At 66.0% G+C, this 14,176-nt stretch carries 14 protein-coding genes and 2 tRNA genes; 2 read left to right on the forward strand and 14 right to left on the reverse strand.

What is annotated here, in order from left to right:
* Positions 1 to 279 precede the first annotated feature (279 nt).
* Genes murB through JMF82_RS19955 form a run of 6 tightly spaced genes read right to left on the reverse strand, consistent with a single transcriptional unit; the run spans position 280 to position 5,814 of the window.
* Positions 280 to 1,299: a UDP-N-acetylmuramate dehydrogenase gene (gene murB / locus JMF82_RS19930; RefSeq protein ID WP_201316285.1), complete on the reverse strand. Its 1,020-nt coding sequence runs from the start codon at positions 1,297 to 1,299 to the stop codon at positions 280 to 282.
* Between the two features lie 10 nt (positions 1,300 to 1,309).
* Positions 1,310 to 2,347 (reverse strand): quinone-dependent dihydroorotate dehydrogenase, encoded by a 1,038-nt coding sequence (locus JMF82_RS19935; RefSeq protein WP_201316284.1) that lies wholly within the window; start codon positions 2,345 to 2,347, stop codon positions 1,310 to 1,312.
* A 2-nt stretch (positions 2,348 to 2,349) separates the two neighbouring features.
* Entirely contained in the window at positions 2,350 to 3,117 is a 768-nt protein-coding gene (locus JMF82_RS19940) for a class I SAM-dependent methyltransferase (RefSeq protein ID WP_201316273.1), read from the reverse strand.
* Between the two features lie 5 nt (positions 3,118 to 3,122).
* Positions 3,123 to 3,911, reverse strand: a complete 789-nt coding sequence (locus JMF82_RS19945; RefSeq protein ID WP_236585595.1) for an SDR family oxidoreductase — start codon at positions 3,909 to 3,911, stop codon at positions 3,123 to 3,125.
* Positions 3,912 to 3,915: 4 nt separating this feature from the next.
* Complete coding sequence (locus JMF82_RS19950) at positions 3,916 to 4,218, reverse strand: DUF4190 domain-containing protein (RefSeq protein ID WP_201316274.1); 303 nt, start codon at positions 4,216 to 4,218, stop codon at positions 3,916 to 3,918.
* Between the two features lie 60 nt (positions 4,219 to 4,278).
* On the reverse strand, positions 4,279 to 5,814 hold the full coding sequence (locus JMF82_RS19955) for an aldehyde dehydrogenase family protein (protein ID WP_201316275.1): 1,536 nt from the start codon (positions 5,812 to 5,814) through the stop codon (positions 4,279 to 4,281).
* A 113-nt stretch (positions 5,815 to 5,927) separates the two neighbouring features.
* Between JMF82_RS19955 and JMF82_RS19960 the strand changes: the two genes are divergently transcribed.
* A tRNA-Arg gene (locus tag JMF82_RS19960) sits at positions 5,928 to 6,004 on the forward strand.
* A gap of 284 nt (positions 6,005 to 6,288) precedes the next feature.
* On the opposite strand, the gene JMF82_RS19965 is transcribed toward JMF82_RS19960, so the two are convergent.
* Positions 6,289 to 6,930, reverse strand: coding sequence for a response regulator transcription factor (locus tag JMF82_RS19965; protein WP_201316276.1), 642 nt, complete (start codon positions 6,928 to 6,930; stop codon positions 6,289 to 6,291).
* Between the two features lie 1,117 nt (positions 6,931 to 8,047).
* Between JMF82_RS19965 and JMF82_RS19970 the strand changes: the two genes are divergently transcribed.
* On the forward strand, positions 8,048 to 8,377 hold the full coding sequence (locus JMF82_RS19970; RefSeq protein ID WP_201316277.1) for a hypothetical protein: 330 nt from the start codon (positions 8,048 to 8,050) through the stop codon (positions 8,375 to 8,377).
* 96 nt (positions 8,378 to 8,473) lie between these two features.
* On the opposite strand, the gene JMF82_RS19975 is transcribed toward JMF82_RS19970, so the two are convergent.
* From JMF82_RS19975 to JMF82_RS20005, 7 genes are all read right to left on the reverse strand, one after another.
* A tRNA-Leu gene (locus JMF82_RS19975) sits at positions 8,474 to 8,559 on the reverse strand.
* Between the two features lie 25 nt (positions 8,560 to 8,584).
* Positions 8,585 to 9,163: a cysteine dioxygenase family protein gene (locus tag JMF82_RS19980; protein ID WP_201316278.1), complete on the reverse strand. Its 579-nt coding sequence runs from the start codon at positions 9,161 to 9,163 to the stop codon at positions 8,585 to 8,587.
* Between the two features lie 67 nt (positions 9,164 to 9,230).
* A complete protein-coding gene (locus tag JMF82_RS19985) occupies positions 9,231 to 10,331 on the reverse strand; it encodes a homoserine O-acetyltransferase (RefSeq protein WP_201316279.1) in 1,101 nt (366 codons plus the stop codon).
* On the reverse strand, positions 10,331 to 11,377 hold the full coding sequence (locus JMF82_RS19990; protein WP_201316280.1) for a tetratricopeptide repeat protein: 1,047 nt from the start codon (positions 11,375 to 11,377) through the stop codon (positions 10,331 to 10,333). The genes JMF82_RS19985 and JMF82_RS19990 overlap by 1 nt, the downstream gene beginning before the upstream one ends.
* A complete protein-coding gene (locus JMF82_RS19995; protein ID WP_201316281.1) occupies positions 11,374 to 11,859 on the reverse strand; it encodes a cytochrome c-type biogenesis protein in 486 nt (161 codons plus the stop codon). The genes JMF82_RS19990 and JMF82_RS19995 overlap by 4 nt, the downstream gene beginning before the upstream one ends.
* A gap of 32 nt (positions 11,860 to 11,891) precedes the next feature.
* Positions 11,892 to 12,437 carry a DsbE family thiol:disulfide interchange protein gene (locus JMF82_RS20000; protein WP_201316282.1) on the reverse strand — a complete coding sequence of 182 codons (546 nt, stop codon included), beginning with the start codon at positions 12,435 to 12,437 and terminating at the stop codon, positions 11,892 to 11,894.
* Positions 12,434 to 14,176 (reverse strand): heme lyase CcmF/NrfE family subunit (locus tag JMF82_RS20005; protein ID WP_201316283.1); only part of this gene is annotated, 1,743 nt, incomplete at its 5' end. The genes JMF82_RS20000 and JMF82_RS20005, both read right to left, overlap by 4 nt.

Raw genomic sequence — 14,176 nt, forward strand, 5'->3', positions numbered from 1 at the left:
CACCCTGTGCGCGACAGCCTCATGGAGTGGTGCACTGCCGGTCCGCGGTCGCGCACTGGGTGCGCTCCTACAGTAGGCTGCACCCCGGCGAAGGGGGCGCAGGTTCCGTCTGCAAGGCTGGCGCATCACGCCGCACGACTGACGCGCCGAGGTCTCACCCGCACGCCGCTCATGTAGGAGCACACCCAGTGCGCGATCACCTGACGGAGCGGCACACTCATAGTCTGCGGTAGCCCGCTGAATAGCCTCCCGCATGGACACCATCACCACGCCCCAGCATCAAACCACGACGGGTTCCGGCTCCAGCGCCACGCCGAATTTCTCGCGAACGCCCTCGATCACCTTCTGCGCGAAGGTCCACAACTCCGCGCCGCTGGCACGCCCATGGTTCACCAGCACCAGCGCATGGCGGTTGGAAATGCCCGCGTCGCCATCGCGCTCGCCCTTGAAGCCGCTCTGCTCGATCAGCCATGCCGCGGAAAGCTTCCAGCGGCCATCGGCGCCGATCCATGACACCAGCTCGGGATGTTCGCGCTTGACCGCTTCGCCGAGCGACGCATCCACGATGGGATTCTTGAAGAAACTGCCCGCGTTGCCGATCACGGCGGGATCGGGAAGCTTCTTCGTGCGCAAGTGAACCACGGCCTCGGCCACGTGGAACGGCGCGGGCTTGTCCACGCCCATGCGTGCCAGTTCTTCGCGAATGCCGGCGTAGTCCAGCCGAAGCGCGCGCGAGCGGGGCAGGGCGAAGCGTACGGCGGTGACGATGTAGCGGCCCGGTTGGTGCTTGAACACCGAATCGCGATAGGCGAACGCGCAGGCCTCGCGGTCGAGCGTGGCCACGCGCTGTTCCTGCGTGTCCCACGCTTCCACGCTCTCGATGAACTCGGCGACTTCCGTGCCGTACGCGCCGATGTTCTGGATCGGCGCCGCACCGACGGTGCCGGGAATCAGGATGAGGTTTTCCAGCCCCGCGAAGCCCTGGCCCAGCGTCCATCGCACGAAATCGTCCCAGCGCTCGCCGGCTGCCACCGCGATGCGCGCGACATCGCCATCCTGTTCCACCTGCACGCCACGCGTCGCCATGGCCAGCACGGTGCCGTCGACATCGCCGGTGAACAGCATGTTGCTGCCTTCGCCCAGCACCAGCAGCTTGCCGTTGCGCACGGTGGGAAACGCCAGCAGCTCGGGCAGCTTGGAGGCATCGCGGATTTCCGCCAGCAGGCGCGCGCGCGCATTGACGCGCAGCGTGTTGCGCGTGCCCAGCGGCGCGTTCTCGATCAGCGTGTAGCCGCCCATGTCGATGTGTTCAACCGCCATGGCTGCCCTCGCGCTGGCGACGGATCTCATCCACGCATTCGGCGATCAACGCCGGACCGCGGAACACCATGCCGGAATAGATCTGCACCAGCGAAGCGCCGGCGTCGATCTTCTCGGCCGCATCGCTGCCGTCGAGGATGCCGCCCACGCCGATGATGTCGAGCTTGTCGCCCACGCGCTTGCGCATGCCGCGCAGCACGGCGGTGGAGCGAGCAAACAGCGGTTTGCCCGACAGGCCGCCCGTTTCGTTGCCATGCGGATCGCTGGCGACCGCCGAATGGTCGATGGTGGTGTTGGTGCAGATCACGCCATCCACCTTGGCAGCCAGTAGCACGTCGGCGATGGCATCGAGTTCGGTCTCGCTGAGGTCGGGCGCGATCTTCAGCAACATCGGCTTGCGTGCGCCGGCCTGCGAGCCCAGGCGTTCCTGCGCCTCGCGCAGCGTGTCGATGAAGCGGCGCAGCGTGGCTTCTTCCTGCAGGTCGCGCAGGCCCTGCGTGTTTGGCGAGGAGATATTGACCGTGATGTAGCTGGCCAGCGCATAGACGCGCTCCAGGCAGAACAGGTAGTCGTCCACCGCCTTCTCGTTGGGCGTGTCCTTGTTCTTGCCGATATTGATGCCGAGCACGCCGCGATAGCTCGACTGCTGCACGTTGCGCACCAGCGCGTCCACGCCGGCGTTGTTGAAGCCCAGGCGATTGATCACCGCCTCGTGCCGCGGCAGGCGGAACATGCGCGGCTTGTCGTTGCCCGGCTGCGGGCGCGGGGTGGTGGTGCCCACTTCGACGAAGCCAAAGCCCAGTGCGCCGAGTCCATCGAGATGGTCGGCGTTCTTGTCCAGGCCGGCCGCGAGACCCACCGGGTTGGGAAAGCGGATGCCGAACGCCGTGGTCGGCAGGTCTTCCGGCGGCCTGGCAACGAGGTGGGCGAAGTTGCTGCGCTGGGCCACGTCCAGGCCATACAGCGTCAGGCCGTGCGCCGTTTCCGCGTCGAGCGCGAACAACAGGGGGCGGATCAGGTTGTACATGCTCAAGGCAGGGTGCCCACGTAAATGACGGTGTCGTAATCGAAACTGATGCGGCCGTCGACGGCACAGCTGTCGAACAGCTCACGCAGCGCGTGCATCATCGGCTCATGTTGCGGATGGCCCGCGCGAGGCGCGTAGGAGGACGACATCAGGCGTCCGCGCAACCCATCGAAATCGAGCAGCTGGCCGTGGTCGAAACGACCCATGCCGAGGTAACCGGTACCGAACCAGGCGCGCATCTGCGGCTCGTCGCCATAGCGTTCGGCGACGCTGGTGTAGTCGGTGCCGTATTCCTTCAAGAGGGCCTCGTAGCCTTCGAGGAACGGCGTACCCACCAGCCGGCGCGAATTCCAGATGATGGCGGCCAAGCCGGACGGCTTGAGGATGCGCTGGAACTCGCTGCGCGTCGCCGCCTGGTCGAACCAGTGGAAGGCCTGGGCTACGGTGACGAGATCGATGCTGGCATCGTCCAAGCCCGTGGCGGTGGCATGGCCGCCGATGGTGCGGAAGCGCTCGTTGTCGCCGAGCCACTGCTCCGCCGCCTTCCGCATCGGTTCGTTCGGCTCTACCGCAATCACGCGGTAGCCGCCGTCCAGGAACAGTTTGCTGGAAATGCCCGTGCCGGCGCCGACGTCGGCCACCAGCCAATGCGGATTCACGCCGTAGGTGTGTTGCAGCCACTCCAGCATCGCCATGGGGTAGTCGGGGCGATAACGCACGTAGTCCGCGACGCGGTCGCTGAATCGCTCGGTAGCGTTGAGATCGGTCATCGTCGTCAGCCCGACAGCAGCTGCCCGCCATCCACGCAAAGCGTCTGGCCGGTGATCCAGCTGGCGAATGGAGAAGCGAGGAACAGGGCGACGTTGGCAATCTCTTCCGGCTTGCCGTAGCGACCGAAGGGAATCTTGGCCAGGGTCTGCTGATACAGCTCCGCTGCCTCGACCTTGCGGCGATCCCACAGGCCTTCGGGAAACTCGATGGAGCCGGGCGCTATCGCGTTCACGCGGATCCGATGCTTGGCCAGCGTCATCGCCTGCGAAGTGGTGTACTGGTTCAGTGCCGCCTTCGCCGCGGCATACGGGGCACTGCGCGTGCTGGGGTGGTAGGCGGCGATCGACGAGGTGTGCAGGATGCACGCATGGGGCGACGCCTTCAGATGCGGCAGGGCCGCATGCGAGGCACGCACCGCTGCCATGATGTCGACATTGAAACCCGCCAGCCAGCTGGCCTCGTCATTGGTGAAGCCGTAGCCGCTGGCGTTGTTCACCAGCACATCGATGCCGCCGAGCACTTCCGAAGCTTCGCGGATGTAGCCATCGATGGCTTGCGCATCGGCCAGGTCGCAGCGCCGCGTATGCGCCGTCACGCCGAATGCGGAGATGGCGTGACGCACCTCATCCAGCGCCGCTTCGCCGCGCGCACAAACCGACACCGCTGCCCCCGACCGGGCAAAGGCCAGTGCGATGCTGCGGCCAATACCTTTGCTGCCACCCGCCACCACGATGCGATAGCCGCGGAAGTCGAACGGCGATGTCGCGAACGTCATGGTGTCTTGCGGGCTCATGGCATCACCAGTGCAGCGAGTGCAGGCCGATGCCGAAGCCCAGCAAGAGGAAGGCAACGACGAACACGATGGCGAGCAGGGCGAGCGCCAGATGGATATAACCCAGCACCAGCCCGGCGACGGCCAGGCCGTCGCCCTCCATCGTGCCGGGCTCCGCGCGCCGGATTTCCCCTCGCGCCAGGTGCCCGCAGACGACCGCCACGATGGCGCCGATGAACGGCAACACGAACCAGCAGGCGATGCCGAAGATCAGGCTGATCACCGCCAGTGAATTGGTGCTGCGGTAAGAGGTCGTCTGATAGCTCATGTCGATGCACGCTGGGCGGTGAAAGTCGGCGACCGGCGGTGGCCGGCCGCCCGTTGCGTCTTACAGGTCGAACTTGATGCCCTGCGCCAGCGGCAGCGAGTTCGAGTAGTTGATGGTGTTGGTCTGGCGGCGCATGTAGACCTTCCACGCATCCGATCCCGACTCGCGGCCGCCGCCGGTTTCCTTCTCACCGCCGAAAGCGCCACCGATTTCCGCGCCCGAGGTGCCGATGTTGACGTTGGCGATGCCGCAATCGGAGCCCGCTGCCGACAGATACTGCTCGGCCGACTTCAGGTTCTGCGTGAAGATGGCCGAGGAGAGACCCTGCGGCACGCTGTTCTGCAGGTCGATCGCCTCGTCCAGCGTCTTGAACGGCATCACGTACAGGATCGGGGCGAAGGTTTCCGTCTGCACCACTTCGTCGCTGTTCTTCAGGCCGGTGACGATGGTCGGCAGCACGAAGTTGCCCTTGCGGTCGCTGAGCGCGGCGCCGCCGGTCTGCACCTTGCCGCCGGCCGCCTTGGCCTTCTCCACCGCGGCGAGATAGGCCTGCACGGCCTCCTTGCTGTTGAGCGGGCCCATCAGCGTGGTGGCCAGGGTCGGGTCGCCGATCTTGCCTTCCACCTGCTTGTAGGCGGTGGTCAGCTTGGCCGTCACGTCGTCGATGATCGCCTGGTGCACGAACAGGCGGCGCGTGGTGGTGCAGCGCTGGCCGGCGGTGCCGACGGCGCCGAACACGATGGCCGGGATGGCCAGCTTCAGGTCCGCGCTCTCGTCGAGGATGATGGCGTTGTTGCCGCCCAGCTCCAGCAGCGAGCGGCCCATGCGCTTGGCGACGCGCTCGCCCACGTGGCGGCCCACCTTGGTGGAACCGGTGAAGCTGATCAGCGGAATGCGATGGTCATCCACGAATGCCTGCGACAGCTCGACGCCGGCATCGTTGAACAGGAAGAAGATGTCCGGGAAGCCGGCTTCCTTCAGCGCCTCGTTGACGATCTTCATCGTGGCGATGGCCGACAGCGGCGTCTTCGGTGAAGGCTTCCAGATGCAGATGTCGCCGCAGATGCCGGCGAGGAACGCGTTCCACGCCCACACCGCGACCGGGAAGTTGAACGCGCTGATGATGCCGACCAGGCCCAGCGGCTGGTACTGCTCGTACATGCGATGGCCCGGGCGCTCCGAATGCATGGTGTAGCCATAGAGCATGCGGCTCTGGCCCACGGCGAAGTCGGCGATGTCGATCATCTCCTGCACTTCGCCGTCGCCTTCGGGCTTGATCTTGCCCATTTCCAGCGCGACCAGCGAACCGAGTGCGTCCTTGTGCTTGCGCAGCGCTTCGCCGCACAGGCGGATCGCCTCGCCGCGACGCGGAGCCGGCGTCGTGCGCCACACCTTGAACGCTTCCTGCGCGCGCTTGACGATGGTCTCGTAGTCGGCCGCGCTGGAGGCATGCACGCTGGCGATCACGTCGCCGGTCGCCGGATTGACCGGTTGCAGCGTGCCGGCATCAGTGGTCTTGGACCATTCGCCATGGCCCAGGTACGTACCCGACTGGGAGGCGCCGAGACCAAGTGCGGTGAGGATTTCGTGGGACATGCTTGACTCCGGACCGTGGCGCGAAAAAAGCGCCGGGAAGAAAACCGCCATTCTAGCAGGCCCCCCGCTACGGATCGCCTTGGCCGCCGATCCATGCCAAAATCCGCGCCGTTGCCCCCGTAGCTCAGTTGGATAGAGCGTCCCCCTCCTAAGGGGAAGGTCGTACGTTCGAATCGTATCGGGGGCACCATTCCACGCATCGCGAGGGGCCGGCAGACGCCGGCCCTTTGCGTTTCAACCTGGCGAAGGCGCAGGGATGTGACATCCATGCTGCGGCAGCACAAATCGTTGGCTGGCCTGCACGTGCGTCGCGAACCGGGAAGGCCTCCCGTGGCGCGTCCTGGCGCGCTCCATGGGCGCCCCTGGTTGTCTCTAACGGGGATGGAGCGCCGCGGGTTTCACCCGGCACGGTCAACCCATGACGTTCCCGACAGTGGCCCGGACAGTGTTTCTCTCGCACGCGTTCGTCACGCCCTACGTCAGCATCCCGTGCTCACGCGCATAGGCGTAGACATCCAGGTCGCTCTTCAGGTTGAGCTTGGCCATCCCATCCATTTTCTGCCGGCTGATGGTCTTCACGCTGCGATTGAACCGGCTGGCGATCTCGGACACGGTGAAGCCGGACGCAAATAGACGCAATACTTCGGTTTCACGCTTGGACAGCATCGGTTGCGCCGAGACGCTCGCATCCGTCTGCGCGGTGTCCAGCGTTTGGCGTATGGTCGAACTCAGGTAGTCGCGTCCATGGGAAACCGCCTGCACCGCCAGCGTCAGTTCGGTCAACGCATCGGACTTCCCGAGCAGGCCGCGCACGCCCGTCGCGAGGATGGAATTGAGCAAGCCGGTGTTGCTGACCATGGTGAGCACGATCACCGGCAGCGTCGGCCGGCATCGGCGGATGAGCCCGAGCATATGCAGGCCGTCGGCGACCTGGCCGCCTGGCATGCTGAAATCCGTGAGGACGATATCGCACGAACAGGCGTGAATCGCATCGATCAGTTCGGCGGGCGAGCCCACATCCGCGACCACGGACGTTTGCGGCTCGCTCTCCAGCAGGGCGCGGACGCCGCTGCGGACAACGGGATGGTCATCGGCCAGGATGATGCGCAAGGTCATGGCTGTTCAGGTCGCACGCCAGTTTGGGCGGTAGGTTAGCCGATTGCGCATGGCGAGCAGAGACGACTAAACCCTACTCGTTTTCGAGGCCTCTTCAGACGATTCCCATAGAACATGATGTGGCCGGATCACTAAGCTCCACCCCTCCTTGGCCGGTTGGAATTCAGGCGCATTCATGAACGTCTGCGACGTTTTTCGCCATGACGCGACAACCGGTTGCCGGCGCATCGACCGCCGCGGTCATGCCATCCATGGTGGCGCCGGGCTCCATGCTTGCTGCTCGTTGCTGGTACGCCATGACCGCTTGTGCCTTCGCGGCGCAAGGCGGCGGCGGACAGGCCGCTCCGACATCTGCCGTCAAGGAATCGGCCAGCACTCGCTGTCGCTGACACCCGAAGAGGAAACCTGGCGTCGCCAGTATCCGGTCGTGAATGTAGGGGTTTACGCAGGCGACCATTGACCGGCGGATACCTGGGCGGCGACGTGGCCTGGAGGATTCGGTATCGACGGTGGATGACCGGCTGCTGCGGCGGCGCCGTCCATTCGACGTCATGCCGGAGGTAAACAAGCCGCAGGCGCGTGATGCGATCGAACGGGTTCGCGCAGGCGAAGGGGCACGACACATCGCGTGGCGTTGCCGGCTGATAGACGGTGGGTATGCGCTTTGTGGATCGCCGTGCGAGGAAGACGACAGAGCGGCCGGCGGCAGGCGCGCGTGCTGGACAGGGCGCACGAAGCGTCCGCAACCTCGAAAGCGGTCGGGATGCCCTGCGAGCTTTGCGAAGGCACGGCATGACCTGCTCATCGCCGATGGCCACATGCCGGTTTTGGACGGCTAAACGCTGGCGCGGCGCGTCCGCGCTGCATGCGCATGAAATCCTTGCTTGAGCGGTCTGGCCGGCAGGTCGATAGCGGCCCCGCCGCGCAGCGAGCTTGCCGAGACCAGCAGGGAAAGCGGATCGCAAGAACTAACGCAAGGACCCATGACCTTTGCCACAGGCCCAGTGCCGTAAGTCATGCGTAAGCTTTCCTCAAGTTAGCCTTCCACGCGCCGGCCGTGCCCCCACACGACCCATTCCCCTTCCTGCGTGGCGAGGCCCGGAAATGGAGTCCGCGCATGGCCGTGCTAGTCGGTATCTATCTTCTGAGGGTCGAATCCGTGGAGATCCCGCGCGACGGCGCGAGTTCCTGGGCGGCCGCGTGGACGCTACTGCGATCCCCGTCAGGCAATCAGCTCGATTGGGAGCCGCTGACGCGACGCGATACGGAAAGAACGTTCGCACGCGAAGTGGACGCATTGCGCGCCGGTGAAAACGAAGGCGCGACGTTCGCGCGCATGCTGCAGGGCGATGAGGGGCTTGAGCCGATGACGTGGAATGAACTCCACGAAACGCTTCCCCTGCGCGAGGCGCAGCTTCCCGCGAGAAGGTCCTGCGCCATCCACTGACGGCAGTGCCGGCCCCCATCCACGAAGACTGGCGGGCATTTCGTCGACCCATAAAAAAAGCCCGCATATAAGCGGGCTTTTTTTTATTCGAGCTGTTGGTACCGGTGATAGGACTCGAACCTACACTCTGTCGCCAGAAGCGGATTTTGAGTCCGCCGCGTCTACCATTCCGCCACACCGGCACTGGAGCCAACCATTATGCCGGGTTCAGTGCACCGGGTCGAGACCCAGCTGGCGATCGGTGCGCTGGTAGTGGTCCTGGCCCAGTGGCTGGAAGACGGCGCAATGGGTCATCGGGCCGGAGTAGATGTGCAGGCTCACCGCGACGGCGTCGTCGCTGGGGTTGCGGATGGTGTGGTACTCGTGCGGCGGAATCAGGCTGCCGGCAGAGCCGGGGCCCGCCTGGATCGAGCCCACCGGCTGGAAGCGGTAGTGACCGTCTTCGTCGGCGAGGCGCTCGTACTGCACCACTTCCAACGCGCCGCTCCAGACACCTTCCACGCACCACATGCCGCAATGGTCGTGGATCGGCGTGCCTTGGCCCGGGCCCCAGGTCATCGCCACCACGCAGTAGCCGTGATCTTCGCTGCGGTACAGCTCACGGCGCGCATAGCGGCCCTCCGCGGTCTCGAACACGCATTCGGGCAACTTCACTTCCTTGCCGCGAATGAGCCTGCACAGGCTGTTGCGCAGGCTGTCCGTGACGGCGCGCGTGGAGTCCTGCGCGACGGCGGCGTCGATGGCGTCGATCAGTTGGCGGGAGCCGGGAAAATCCAGGGTGAGCATGTCGTTCTCGGATGGTGATGCTGCTGCCCCATCTTAACAGCGCGGGGCAGCGGGCGCAGTCGACCGCTCAGAGCCGGCCCAGGAAGCCGCCGATCGCGCGACTGTAGTTGGGGATGTCGACCAGGAAGGCGTCGTGGCCCTGCGGGGAGTTCAGCGCCACGAACTCCACCTCGGCACCGGCGGCGCGCAGGCCGTCGGCGATCTGCTCCTGTTGTTCCAGCGGAAACAGGATGTCGGTGCTTACGCCGATCACCATCGCCTTCTCGACATGGATGCGCTTGAGCCCTTCCATCACGCTGCCGTCGCCGTACTCGGAGATGTCGAACCAATCGCTGGCGCGCGAGAGATAGAGGTAGCTGTTGGGATCGAAGGTGTGAACGAAGCGTCGCGCGTGGCCTTCCAGATACGATTCCACTTCGAATTCCATGCCGAACGGATTGTCGTCGCGCTGCTCGGGGTCGAGCCGGATGCGCGCGAAGCGGCCGTTCCATTCCATGGCCGAGCGGTAGGTGATCACGCCGAGCTTGCGCGCGATGCTCATGCCGGCTTCCGGATAGTCGCCGTCGTCGTAGCGGCCGTTGTTCCAGTGCGGGTCGAGGCGAATCGCCTCGCGTTGCAGCGAGCGGATGGCAATGGCGAACGGTTGTGCCTGGGGCGCCGTATCCACGCTGATGTGCGCGCGCACGCTACCCGGGTGCAGCACCATGTAGGCCAGCGCACTCATGCCGCCCATCGAGCAACCGATGAGGCAGGCGAGCTGTTCGACGCCCAGGCTGCTCACGGCGCCGTGCGCCGCGTGAGCGACGTCTTCCAGCGACAGCTCGGGGAAATCCAGGCGATACGGCTCACCGGTCGCCGGGTTGATCGAGGCCGCGCAGGTGGAGCCCTTGTCACTGCCCAGCGAGTTCACGCAGATGACGAACCAGCGTGACGTATCGATGGCTTTGCCAGGGCCGATCATCGCCTCCCACCAGCCGTCCGAAGGATCCTCGGCGTTGGAGGCGGCATGTGCGCTGGGCGAAAGGCCGGTGAGGATCAGGACCGCGTTGTCACGCGCCGGATTCAGCGTTCCCCAGGTTTCATAGGCGACACGCGCGCCCTGCAGTTCGCCACCGCGCTTCATCGCGAATGGCGAGGGAAGTGCGAAGTAACGGCGCGCGTCGCTCATCAATGAACCTTGTCGATGGTGATCCTGATCGGGGTGCGCGTAGCGACGTCGACCACGCCGGCGTCGCCTTCGAGGTCGCCCGCCTGCGGCATGGCCTGCCCGCTCCTGCTGATGCGGGCGCCGACGAACACGCGCGACGCCGAGGATAGTTTGAACTGGGGCGTCATGCCCATCGCGTCGGTGAGCGTCACCGTGGCGGGAAGGGCGGCCGCGTCCAGCTTCGCCACGGCCAGCGGCATGGGCGGGCCCTGTTCGGCGCGTGCGTAGACGAACAGCGTGTCACCGCGGCCCAGCTTGTCCTTGAGGGCGGGAGAAAGCGCGACCTGCACCTGCAGCGCAGGCCCTTGCGCCTCGGCCGCGGGTGCCTCGGGCGCCGTCTTGCCGGGGTTGCCGGCACGCGCATCGGCCACGGCGATCTGTTCGGCGACGGCCTTGGCCACGTTGGAACCAGGGTCGAGTTGCGTCTGCAGCTGGCGCCAGGTGGCAGCGGCCTCGGCATAGCGGTCGTGCTGGAACTGGCTGATGCCGAGCAGCCACAGGCCGCGCTGGCTCTGCGGGTCCAGCTTCACCGCGCGCTCCAGCAGCTCCAGCGCGCGTCCTTCGATGCGGTGATCCTCGCGTTGCAGCGAGTCGGCCTCCGCCCAGCCGACCATGGCCGCGCCGTTGTCGGCGTCGATGCGCAGGGCCTGGCCGTAGGCGTCACGCGCCTCGGCGGCGCGGTGCATCACGCTGTAGGTCTGCGCGAGCAGCATCCACCCTTGCTGGTCGTCCGGCTGCTGCGCCAGGTGGGCCTTCAGCTCACCGACGGCGTCATCGATGCTCATGCTCTTGGGTTGGCGCGCGACGCCATCGAGCGCCACCGGCGTGCCCACGCCGAGATACAGGCTGATGGCCGCGATCGGCAGCAGGAGGGCCAGCGCCAGGGCCAGCACGAAAACCCTGCGGGAACGTCCCTGCCGGCGACCGTGGCGCATCAGCGGCCACAACAGCAGGAACAGCGCCGCGGCGATCATCGCTGCGGCGATCAGGAAAAAAGCCAGCTTCACCAATCGTCCCCTTCATCGTTCGGCTTGTTTTCCGTGGCGGCGACGGGCGCGGCGCGGCCACGGCGACGTATCGTCACCACGACCACCACGGCACCGGCCAGCAGGATCGCCAGCGGGCCGAACCACAACAGCACCGTGCTGGATTTCACCGGCGGGTCGTAGAGCACGAAGTCGGAGTAGCGATCGACCAGGTACTGCTTGATCTCGTCGTCGCTCTTGCCTTGCTGCATCAGGTCGAACACCTCATGGCGCAGGTCGCGCGCGAGGTCCGCGTTGGAGTCGGCGAGGTTCTCGTTCTGGCAGACCAGGCAGCGCAGTTCGCGCGTGAGTGCCTGGAAGCGGACTTCCTGCGCGTGATCCTTGAATGGCAGCGGGTCGATGGCCTGGGCGAACGACACGCTCGTTAGGAGCAATAGCCCCAACGGTAAGAGCGCACCCAGTGCGCGATCACGGAACTTGCGCTGCGTAGGCTTTTCGCGCACTGGGGGCGCTCCTGCAAAAAGAGTTCTCGCGCTCACGGAGCGGGCTCCTTGGCCAGCACGGCAATGGCAGGCTTCAGTTCCTTCTCGATCACTTCCGGCGTCAGCGGGCCGATGCGCTTGTAGCGGATCACGCCCTTGCCATCGACCAGGAAACTCTCGGGTGCGCCGTACACGCCAAAATCGATCGCCGTACGGCCTTCCTGGTCGACGATGACCATGTCGTACGGATTGCCGTGCTTCGCCAGCCATGCCTTGGCGTCTTCCGGCGCATCCTTGTAGTTGTAGCCGACGATGGGCACGCCGATGGACTTGCCCTGCGTCATCAGCACCGGATGTTCCTCGCCGCAGGCGATGCACCAGCTGGCGAACACATTGATCAGATAGGGCTTGCCGAGCAGGTTGTCGCGACTGACCGTCTGGGCGGGATCATCCAGCTTCGGCAGTGCGAAGGCGGGCGCCGGTTTGTTGATCAGCGGCGAAGGCACTTCGCGCTGGTCATGCTGGGTGTTCCACCAGATGCCGAAGCCGAACAGCGCCACCAGGAGCAGAAAACCGAAGAAGGGCAGGAGGCGGCTCATGCGCGCGATTCCTGCAAGGCGGCCGCCGGGACGGCTTCGGTTTCAGCCGCGCGCTTGGTGCGGAAGCGGCGATCCGCGGCGGCGAAGAAGCCGCCGAGCATCATGAACAGGCCACCGGCCCAGATCCAGCGGACGAACGGCTTGTCGTAAAGACGCAACGCCCACGCGCCTTCGGGCTGCGTGCGATCCATCGGCTCGCCCAGCGCGACGTAAAGGTCGCGGAACAGGCCGGGGTTGATCGCCGATTCCGTCTGTACCTGGCCGCGCGTATAGGTGCGTTTCTGCGGATGCATCACGGTGATCTCGCGGCCCGAGCGCAACACCGTCACCGTGCCCTGGTCACCCTGCCAATTGGGGCCGGTGGTGTGCTGCACGCCGTCGAAGCGGAAATCGTAGCCGCCGATGCTGGAGGTCTGGCCGGGGCTCATGCGCACGTCGCGCTCGACGCTCAGCGCGTTCGTGAGCAGCACGCCGGCGAGGAACACGCCGACACCGAAGTGCGCCAGCAGCATGCCGGCCATCTCGGCCGGGTAGCGGCGGCCCGCCGGCATCTCGCGCCAGCGCTTGAACACGTAGAGCAGGGTGCCGAAACCACACCATACCGCCGCGGCCGTGCCGGCAATCGCCTTGCCTTCGCCATCGGTAAGGAAGGCGGCCACGATGGCGCAGGCGGCGGCCGCGAGGCCGGCGCGCCACATCACGCGCTTGAGCATCGGCGTGTCGCTCTTGCCCCAGCGCAGGTACGGCCCGAACGGCAGCAGCACCACCACCGGGATCATCAGCAGCGTGAACAGGAAACCGAAGTAGGGCGGACCCACCGAGATCTTGCCCAGGTTCAACGCATCGCCGAGCAGCGGGAACAGCGTACCCAGCAGCACCATCGCCGCGGCCACCGTCAGCATCAGGTTGCCGATGAGGATTGCCGTTTCGCGCGACACCACGTTGAACGGCTTGCCGCCGGCGACCTTGGGCGCGCGCAGCGCATAGAGCAGCAGCGAGCCACCCACCACCACGGCGAGGAAGCACAGGATGAACAGGCCGCGCCTGGGATCGGAGGCAAAGGCGTGCACCGAGGTCAGCACGCCCGAGCGCACCAGGAAGGTACCCAGCAGCGACAGCGAGAAGGCGAAGATCGACAGCAGGATGGTCCACGCGCGCAGGCCGCCGCGCTTCTCCGTTACTGCCTGCGCGTGGATCAACGCCGCGCCCACCAGCCAGGGCATGAAGCTGGCGTTCTCCACCGGATCCCAGAACCACCAGCCGCCCCAGCCCAGCTCGGCGTAGGCCCACCAGCTGCCGGCGACGATGCCCGCGGAGAGGAAGCCCCAGGCGACGTTGGTCCAGGGTCGCGCCCAGCGCACCCAGGCCTGCTCCAGCTCACCGCCCAGCAGCGCGGCGATGGAGAACGCGAACGCCACCGAGAAGCCCACGTAGCCCATGTAGAGCACGGGGGGGTGGAAGGTCATGCCCGGGTCCTGCAGTACCGGGTTGAGATCGCCGCCGTCCGGCGGCATCGGCAACAGGCGCAGGAACGGATTGGAGGTGAAGATGATGAAGGCGAGGAAGCCCACCGAGACCAGGCCCAGCACCCCCAGCACGCGCGCGATGAACACCTCGGGCAGGCGACGGCTCAGCACGGCCAGCGCCAGCGTCCACAGGTTGAGGATGAAGATCCACAGCAGCAGCGAACCCTCGTGCGCGCCCCACACCGCCGCGATGCGGTAGTACCAGGGCAAGGC

It is taken from the genome of Dyella sp. EPa41 (assembly GCF_016586165.1).
In the GTDB taxonomy this organism is placed as follows: domain Bacteria; phylum Pseudomonadota; class Gammaproteobacteria; order Xanthomonadales; family Rhodanobacteraceae; genus Dyella.

Coding starts and splice junctions, on each gene's coding strand:
- murB (WP_201316285.1), bottom strand. CDS start 1,299: ATGGGCGGCTACACGCTGATCGAGAACGCGCCGCTGGGCACGCGCAAC.
- JMF82_RS19935 (WP_201316284.1), bottom strand. CDS start 2,347: ATGTACAACCTGATCCGCCCCCTGTTGTTCGCGCTCGACGCGGAAACG.
- JMF82_RS19940 (WP_201316273.1), bottom strand. CDS start 3,117: ATGACCGATCTCAACGCTACCGAGCGATTCAGCGACCGCGTCGCGGAC.
- JMF82_RS19945 (WP_236585595.1), bottom strand. CDS start 3,911: ATGAGCCCGCAAGACACCATGACGTTCGCGACATCGCCGTTCGACTTC.
- JMF82_RS19950 (WP_201316274.1), bottom strand. CDS start 4,218: ATGAGCTATCAGACGACCTCTTACCGCAGCACCAATTCACTGGCGGTG.
- JMF82_RS19955 (WP_201316275.1), bottom strand. CDS start 5,814: ATGTCCCACGAAATCCTCACCGCACTTGGTCTCGGCGCCTCCCAGTCG.
- JMF82_RS19965 (WP_201316276.1), bottom strand. CDS start 6,930: ATGACCTTGCGCATCATCCTGGCCGATGACCATCCCGTTGTCCGCAGC.
- JMF82_RS19970 (WP_201316277.1), top strand. CDS start 8,048: ATGGCCGTGCTAGTCGGTATCTATCTTCTGAGGGTCGAATCCGTGGAG.
- JMF82_RS19980 (WP_201316278.1), bottom strand. CDS start 9,163: ATGCTCACCCTGGATTTTCCCGGCTCCCGCCAACTGATCGACGCCATC.
- JMF82_RS19985 (WP_201316279.1), bottom strand. CDS start 10,331: ATGAGCGACGCGCGCCGTTACTTCGCACTTCCCTCGCCATTCGCGATG.
- JMF82_RS20000 (WP_201316282.1), bottom strand. CDS start 12,437: ATGAGCCGCCTCCTGCCCTTCTTCGGTTTTCTGCTCCTGGTGGCGCTG.